Consider the following 7,698-nt stretch of genomic DNA (forward strand, 5'->3'; position numbering starts at 1 on the left):
TATACACAGCGTCATAAGTAATTGCCGATTTTTGCAATTGCTATTTCGCATAAGTATTTTGAATTACACATTAATTGTTGAAAGGGATCTATCAATTTTCGGCAGCTATGTCTGACGTCGTGTATAACAGGCCATGACAAAAAACATTTTGGCACCAGAGAGGAGTGGGGATACACTCTTCAGGATCTGGGCATCTTTTCCGAAAGGCATGTCCGTATTGCAACGGAAGGTGCGACTTTTGGAAGTGTTCTTGAGCACGGCCTGAATCCGGATCTCGTTATCATCAGCGACGATACTGGACAGTTCAATGTATTCCTGCATGCCCTTTGCTGGATCCATGCTGAACGAACGATAAATAAGGTAGTTGGCATTAATGATAAACAGCGCGAAGCAATTGAAGATATCAAGACCCGATTTTGGGATCTGTATGACGATCTGAAGGCCTATAAAGAAAATCCAGACAAAGAGAAGAAGACAGAGATTGAGACCTGTTTTGACAATCTATTTACGACCAAGACCTGCTGTATAACCTTGGATCTCGCGCTTAAGTGAAACCATAAAAACAAGCCGGAACTTTTATTGGTACTTGAAAGGCCGGATGTTCCATTACATAACAACTTGAGCGAAAACGACATCCGCGAGTATGTCAAAAGGCGCAAGGTCAGCGGTTCTACCCGCAACGATCTTGGCCGTCGATCGAGGGATACCTTCACCAGTCTCAAGAAGACATGCCGCAAGCTTGGTATCTCCTTCTGGAAGTATCTCCTGGACAAAGTAACCAGCTGCCATGAGATTCCATTGCTCAGTGAAATCATTCGCCAACGGGCGTCACCAATATCTGTCAATGGTTGACGGTAATGGATAGCAGGATTCGTTATTGCGGAAGGGATTTTTCCAACACCGAGCTACAACGCATTAAACGTCTGATTGCGGACAATCCGGAATCAAGTCGCGCAGCTCTGTCAAGACTTGTCTGTAATATGTTCGACTGGCGCCGTCCGGATGGACGCATAAAAGATATGAGTTGTCGTGTAGCCATGATCCGCATGCAAGATGACGGTCTGATTCAACTCCCATCCCCCAGGCATGGCAACAGTAACGGTAAACGCTATCTTCGCCGTACCCCACAGGCAGAACCCGAGCCAGTCCCGTTCATCGCACCGGTCAACAGCTTGACAGATCTTTGTCTACAGCAGGTAACAGATCGAAAGCAGTCTCATCTTTGGAACGAGTATATCGATCGCTATCATTATCTGGGTTACCAGCCACTCCCTGGTGCTCAACTCCGGTACTTTGTCCGGGATGGAGATCGCATATTGGCCTTGCTGGGATTCGGAGCAGCAGCATGGAAAACGGCTCCGCGGGATCGTTTCATAGGCTGGACCTCAGAGCAACGGGAACGTAATCTCCATTTAGTGGTCAATAACGCGCGATTTCTGATCCTGCCCTGGATCCACTCAAGGAATCTGGCATCTAAAATCCTGAGCATGGCGGCCAACCGCATTGCTGACGACTGGCAGCAACGTTACGGTTATCGTCCTGTCATGGCAGAGACCTTTGTCGAAATTCCTCGCTTTAGCGGAACCTGCTACAAAGCCGCCAACTGGATCTGCCTCGGCAAAACAAAGGGACGGGGAAAGCTGGACCGTCAGCACAAAGCCTTGCTTCCCAAGAAAACCATCTGGATTTATCCGCTTACCAGAAACTACCGTAGGCTGCTATGTAGATAATCTCCATCAGCCACGGTTAGCATTACTTGATATACCTGAGCATCCTCTGAATAAGAAAGAAACGCTGACAGAAGCATCGGAGTTGCCAGGACTTATTGAGAAGTTACGATCTCTCCAATTTGACGATGGTCTACCGAATATTTGTCTCTTTCCCAGGCCAAGAGATCTTCAATTGATTCAAGGTCAAGGTCAACTTCCTCGTTTTTTCCCTTGATGAATATATCAAAAAAGATAAGGAGCCCGATTTCCATCAACAGGCCGGCGGTGAAGGCCTCATCTGCATTGCTGTTTTTAATGGCGTCTGCGAGTGATTTTGAGATAAGGGCACGATACAGTGAAATCGTCCAGAATTTTTCATAATTGAGAGGGCCTATCTTACCCATTGGAAAGGTGTCCCTTAATGAAATTGACAGGGCCATAACCCGTAAACGCTTGAATCCGATCCTTACAACTGCCTGATTAAGTGCAGATACAGGATTTCTTGAGCCGAAGAATGCGCTGTTTGCGAGTTTTAGAAGCCGTGCAGCCAATGGTGGATCCTTGTCAATCAGCCTCACCAGATCCATGGACGAAGATTTTTCATCTGATGCCAGCTCGACCAGCTTCAGGGCCACAGGAGATAGGGCAGGAAGTGAGTACCCTGATTCAAGCTGCTTCAACAGTTTTGATATTTGACTGTTGTTCATAGCTGATTATAGAAAGGACCGATTTCAATAATCTTTTTTTGACCAATTTTTGCGGTCAGACTCAAAACTAATGTCAAATGCTTAAATTTTCAATATTATCTTTAATCTGTGCCGTGATTATGCAGACAGCGTTTCTTATGCTTTTCCCCACTGCCGTAGGGGCAGGGTTCATTTCGGCCGGGTTTTTCCATATGCAGATCCGTTATTCAGCTCACTAAATTTCCGGCTTCCCGTATTGCCGGAGACATCGTCGGCCCGGCCTGGTAGCATAAAAACGTGATAGCGCAAATGCCTCATCTTGACGAATTATTGCCTAATAGGGAAGAGTAGATTATAGATTATATAAATATTCGGTGAAACCGTCCATGGTCTACCGCGCCTCAGAGTTGCCATCCGCGCCTTGCCGCAGAAGCGGTTTGCTTTTTTACGGGGTTTTGGGTCGCGGGCCGGATCGCACTGCATCTCCGGTCTGCAATGAACAAGCTTTGAAACCCGGAAAAAGTAGCCGCTCCAAGGCAGGGTATAACGGTTTCACCGAATATTTACTAAATTAAGATTGTTTTTCTTTATAACGATGCCGCTGTAAGCGTGCTGAAACAGGTTAAGGGCCTAGGGCTCATTGTTACTCCATATGACACTTGAACACATCTACAAAAAAGTCGACAGCGCTCTCAAGATGGGTGAGCCCGGCGGGGTGATAGAGCCTGTCCGCCTTGAAAAGGACAGCACCTTCACTTTCCGCTGCTACCCGGGGATATCCTGTTTCAACCGGTGCTGCCACAACGTAAATATTATTCTCACTCCGTACGATATAGTTCAGATCAAGAACAGGCTCGGCCTTACAGCGGATATGTTCTTGCAACTCTATACGACACCTGAGATACTCGGCCAGACAGAACTGCCGATTGCCAGGCTCAAGATGCTGGAAGATGAAGGAGGGCGCTGCCCCTTTGTCAGCCCGAAAGGTTGTCAGATCTATTCCGACCGTCCTGTCTGCTGTCGCTACTATCCACTGGGAATTGCAAGTCTCAGGCAGCAGGATAAGCTCAAAGGAGAGGAAGAAGAGTTCTTTTTTGTGGTCAGAGAGGACCACTGTATGGGATTTAAGGAGTCCACCGAGTGGACTGTTGACTCCTGGAGGGCAGACCAGGGGGCCGACCTCTATGACTCAATGAACCGCGGATGGCTCGAACTCCTTCTGCGCAAAAGCTCTTTTGGCAAAGCGGTCGAGATGCCCGAAAAGGCAAAGCACCTGTTTTACATGGTTACGACCAATATGGAACGATTCAGGCAATTCGTCTTTCAGAGCCCCTTTCTTGGCTCATTTGCAGTAAATGATAATACCCTCAAGGAGATACTGGGAGACGATGTCGCCCTCATGCAGTTCGGGTTTGAGTATCTGAAGCACGTGGTCTTCGGAGTAGAATCCGATATAATCAGGCTAAAAAAGGACGTACTTGACAAAACAGTTAAGAAAATCATCAAGAAGAGACGTAAAAAAGGCAAGAAATCCAGAAAATCGGCCAAGGGCGGACGGTGATAAAAAATCATAGGTAATGACTTAGATGCATATTGCCTGCAGGCATCTCCATTACACTTACCCCGGGGCGGATTCCCCTGTCTTCAATAATCTTGACTGGACATTGGAAGGACCTGGTTTTTTCGCCCTGTTCGGGCTCTCAGGAACGGGGAAGAGTACACTGGCAAGACTTATCAGCGGAGAACTATCCCCAGGGCAGGGTGAAATTGATTGCCCAAAGACCGGGTGCATCCTCTACACCCACAATGCAGAGCGCATACCGGGATGGGGCACGGTCGGCGCACATCTCAGGTCCGTGACCCCGGCCTCCAAGACCTCGCTCCTTTCAACAATACTAAAGGATTACGGAATGGAGGCCTATCTGGAAAGCCGCTTTTCAGGCCTGTCCATGGGACAGAAGAACAGGATAAATTTTGCCAGATATCTGGTCCAGGAATTCGATCTGCTGATAGCGGATGAAGTGCTCGCCAATGTAGATGAGCCTACCCGGAACCACATCCTTGAAAGATTGAAAATCCTGTTTCCTCAAAAGACGTTTCTATATATATCCCATAATGTCCTTGAAGTAGCCCGTTTTTCACAGGCTGTCTATGTCCTTCCCCATGCTTCCGCAGCCGGTACAGACAGGATCCATAAAATAACCGGCCTTGGCCATCAAGAGGGCAGGGAGGCCAGCGAAGAGCTGGTGCAGGAGCGAGTTTACGCAATCCTCAGATCTGCAGCAAGCACCAGTGAGCCCCGGCCGTGAGGACCCTCAAACGCCTGTTTCAATTTATCTCTATTTATGCAGTTGCTTTAGGCCTGCTTTGGGGCGTAAAGATAGTATACGGTTTTTCTGATTACCTGATACCGCCGCCCCTGGAAGTGTTACAGGTAGCTGGTCAGAATGGCCTGATATACGTGAAAGCAGTGCTGGATACCCTGGCTGTTGCAATAGCAGGACATATGGTTGCCATTGTACTTGCCACCGTAGTCGGGCTCGTGGGCCGCTTGAGTTCCTGGCCGGGCAACCTGACGCGCACAGCGGCCTATAACCTCCAGGCATATCCCATAGTGGCGGTGGCACCAATAATATTCCTGTTCCTGGGTGACGGGCTGGCATCCAGGCTCCTCATAGCGGCGATGATATGTTACTTCCCTTTGCTTCTGAGCTTTATAGGTATATTTGCGCAGCCTGTGGAAGAGGTCGAACATTTTTTCAGGATAACAGGCAGGATCAACTGGAGACTGGAGCTTTCCATAAGGACCTTTGAAAACCTGGACAAGATCACAACCGTGATAGTGGGAAGCGGGACAATGGCACTGGTCGGCACCATAATAGCTGAGTTCCTGGCCGCAACCAACGGGATCGGTTATATAATAAGGAAGGCCCTGTATCAGAGTAATCTGGCAAAGATCCTTGTCGCCCTGTTTTTGATAGGCCTTTGCTCCTCCCTGTATCTGTCTTTCATTGAGACAATCGGGGTGTGGATCAAGAACAGACTTCGTGGGGAAAAAACATGCCTCGCACGTGCTTCAACGCCCTGACGATATGGATTATTTTTCTCCTCTGCTTCATCAGATGTACCTCAAACGAAGCCCCCCGGGTTGAAACGGAGGATAACACAACAAAAACCGGGGACAGCGGCCCCATAATTGTCCGGCTCAAGTGGCTCTATAACACAAGTGTGGCAGGAGAAATCTGGGCCCGGGAATCAGGCATATTCAAGGCACGCGGCCTCACGGTAAGGCTTCGTGAAGGCGGTCCGGAACAGGACGCCATAAAGGACCTCGAACTTGGAAGGGCCCATTTTGGCGTGGCCTCGGCGGATCAGGTGATCCGGGCCGCCTCCAAAGGGGCCCATGTGGTGGTACTTGCCCAGATATTCCAGGTCAATCCCCTTCAGTGGATCTATGACAGGGGCAAACTGGCCATAGCAAAACCTCAGGACCTGAAAGGCCTTTGTGTCGGCGTTACTTACGGCGGCAACGACGAGGCCATATTGTCGGCCCTTTTGAGAATGTATAAAATCGACCCGGATGACCTGGAACTCTATGCTGTTCATTACGACTTCAACCCCTTCTGGAAAGGAGAGGTCGAGCTCTGGCCCGTGTATCGCAATACCCAGGGGATAATCCTCCGGGGAAAAATGGCGCAAAGCGGGAAACAGGCCGGTTTTTTCAATCCCGCTGCCTTTGGAATTCGATTCGTGGCCAATTCCATCATAACATCAAAAAAAGTCTACAGCGAACAGCCGCAACTGGTCCGGGACTTCACGGAAGCCGTTCTGGAGGGCTGGAGAGATGCAATGGACCCCGAACTGGAACTCAAGGTAGCCGAGACGATTCACAGGCTTGACCCGGATACCCCTGTCTCTGTTATACAACATCAACTTGCCGAGACCCGGACGCTCGTGGTTCCTGAAAGTCCCGGGGCCATCGGGACGATTGACATCAGGGCCTGGCGGCAGACTGCGGAGATCCTCGCGACACAGGGACTGATTTCTCACAAAGTAGATATTACCTCTCTGCTGGCAGGACCTCCTCCTTGAGCATGCAGCAGGCTATGCGGCTGACGGGTCTGCCGTCCGAGTCGTAGGAGATATTCCCGGGATGGAGTATCCTGTTTAACACACAGCCTTCTGCAATCCGGAGCTGGTAAAGGTCGCACTCCCTTATGGGAGGGCGCTCCTTGAGCACGCCGCCCACAATCTCCATTGAGTGTATTGGGTAGTCTTCACATAGAGGGCATGTATAAACCCTGCCGTTAGGGAACACAAAATAATTATCCGCAACAAGTCCTGCGCAGGCAAATGGCTCATCAGGCTTCAAGAACACCTTGGGATATGTCACATGCAGGCCTTTTTCAGCGGCCTTTCTCGCAACCTCCGGGACAACCGTCTCCCATTCTCCCCGGCTGAGCTGCAGTGATGTCTCGCCCCTCCTGGCAGGCTTGCCCCTTATACCTATGACCTGAATAAAAAAACGCTTCACTCCCAGGCCTGTTAAAAGCGGCGGCATATTGACAAGGTCGTGGATATTCATGCGGCTTGCCGTGAAGATGACGCTCACCCCGAAGCCTTTCTCCAATGCCTGCCTGACCCCGGAAGTGCATGTGTCAAAGACCCCTTCTCCCCTGATGAAGTCATTGACCTCCGGACGGGAGCCATCAAGGCTGAAACTGAAGTAATCCAGTTCTTCAGGAGAAACCCTGTCAAGGACATCATTAAAGAGATAACCGTTGGTGTCCACAGTTATGGAGGCATAGCCCAAACGCCTTGCCTCTCTTATTGCATGGGGCAATGCAGGACTGAGAGTGGGCTCTCCGCCAAGGAATATGACATTTGTGTTACCCGGTGATCTGGTAATCCGGTGATTCAGGGATTCAGGGATCTTGCAATTGCCTGCAAAGATAGCCAGCCACTCGGCCAGGGTCCTCTCATCCAGTATCCGGCTGCCATGCTGTTCCGGGTTAATATAGCAATGGCGGCAACGGAGATTGCACTGAGTGAGTATGTGAAAAAAGAGATTGCGCGTATTGGCCTGAAACTGGACTGTTCTGCGTTCTATCTCCATAATAAATAATAGGTCACCTAAACGTTCATGACGTGGCCTTTTGTCACCCCGAAAATGAGAATATAAACCCGAATTATGCAGCAGCCAAGTTTGCCAAAGATGCGAGGCGGAAGGCACGCAGACGTACTTTTGTACTTCAAGTGCCTGACAACAAAGCAGATTTGGTAAAATTGGCTGCCCCTTGTGG

9 protein-coding genes are annotated in these 7,698 nt (G+C 49.5%); 5 read left to right on the plus strand and 4 right to left on the minus strand.

The genetic code is table 11. The features are described from left to right. Positions 1 to 105: 105 nt before the first annotated feature. Positions 106 to 321 (minus strand): hypothetical protein, encoded by a 216-nt coding sequence (locus tag C4B57_11095; protein ID PXF52360.1) that lies wholly within the window; start codon positions 319 to 321, stop codon positions 106 to 108. Positions 322 to 606: 285 nt separating this feature from the next. Next, on the minus strand, positions 607 to 789 hold the full coding sequence (locus tag C4B57_11100) for a hypothetical protein (protein ID PXF52361.1): 183 nt from the start codon (positions 787 to 789) through the stop codon (positions 607 to 609). A gap of 68 nt (positions 790 to 857) precedes the next feature. Here C4B57_11100 and C4B57_11105 point away from each other — a divergent pair, with 68 nt between their 5' ends. Next, positions 858 to 1,730: a hypothetical protein gene (locus C4B57_11105; GenBank protein ID PXF52362.1), complete on the plus strand. Its 873-nt coding sequence runs from the start codon at positions 858 to 860 to the stop codon at positions 1,728 to 1,730. A gap of 92 nt (positions 1,731 to 1,822) precedes the next feature. Here C4B57_11105 and C4B57_11110 read toward each other — a convergent pair whose 3' ends face one another. Continuing rightward, the gene (locus C4B57_11110) at positions 1,823 to 2,416 is read right to left on the minus strand and encodes a hypothetical protein (protein PXF52363.1); all 594 of its coding nucleotides are present in this window, start codon (positions 2,414 to 2,416) and stop codon (positions 1,823 to 1,825) included. A gap of 676 nt (positions 2,417 to 3,092) precedes the next feature. Between C4B57_11110 and C4B57_11115 the strand changes: the two genes are divergently transcribed. From C4B57_11115 to C4B57_11130, 4 genes are read left to right on the plus strand one after another with little or no spacing between them, the layout of a single operon-like run. Then, positions 3,093 to 3,956: a zinc/iron-chelating domain-containing protein gene (locus C4B57_11115; GenBank protein ID PXF52368.1), complete on the plus strand. Its 864-nt coding sequence runs from the start codon at positions 3,093 to 3,095 to the stop codon at positions 3,954 to 3,956. A 25-nt stretch (positions 3,957 to 3,981) separates the two neighbouring features. Continuing rightward, the gene (locus tag C4B57_11120) at positions 3,982 to 4,704 is read left to right on the plus strand and encodes a nitrate ABC transporter ATP-binding protein (protein PXF52364.1); all 723 of its coding nucleotides are present in this window, start codon (positions 3,982 to 3,984) and stop codon (positions 4,702 to 4,704) included. Beyond that, a complete protein-coding gene (locus C4B57_11125; protein ID PXF52365.1) occupies positions 4,701 to 5,483 on the plus strand; it encodes an ABC transporter permease in 783 nt (260 codons plus the stop codon). Before C4B57_11120 ends, C4B57_11125 begins: the two co-directional genes overlap by 4 nt. Then, positions 5,456 to 6,487 carry a nitrate ABC transporter substrate-binding protein gene (locus C4B57_11130; GenBank protein ID PXF52366.1) on the plus strand — a complete coding sequence of 344 codons (1,032 nt, stop codon included), beginning with the start codon at positions 5,456 to 5,458 and terminating at the stop codon, positions 6,485 to 6,487. Before C4B57_11125 ends, C4B57_11130 begins: the two co-directional genes overlap by 28 nt. Here the strand turns inward: C4B57_11130 and C4B57_11135 are convergent. Then, a complete protein-coding gene (locus C4B57_11135) occupies positions 6,456 to 7,511 on the minus strand; it encodes a radical SAM protein (GenBank protein ID PXF52367.1) in 1,056 nt (351 codons plus the stop codon). The two genes, C4B57_11130 and C4B57_11135, sit on opposite strands and share 32 nt — an antisense overlap. Positions 7,512 to 7,698: the final 187 nt, after the last annotated feature.

The organism is Deltaproteobacteria bacterium, from assembly GCA_003194485.1.
GTDB lineage: Bacteria > Desulfobacterota > Dissulfuribacteria > Dissulfuribacterales > UBA3076 > UBA3076.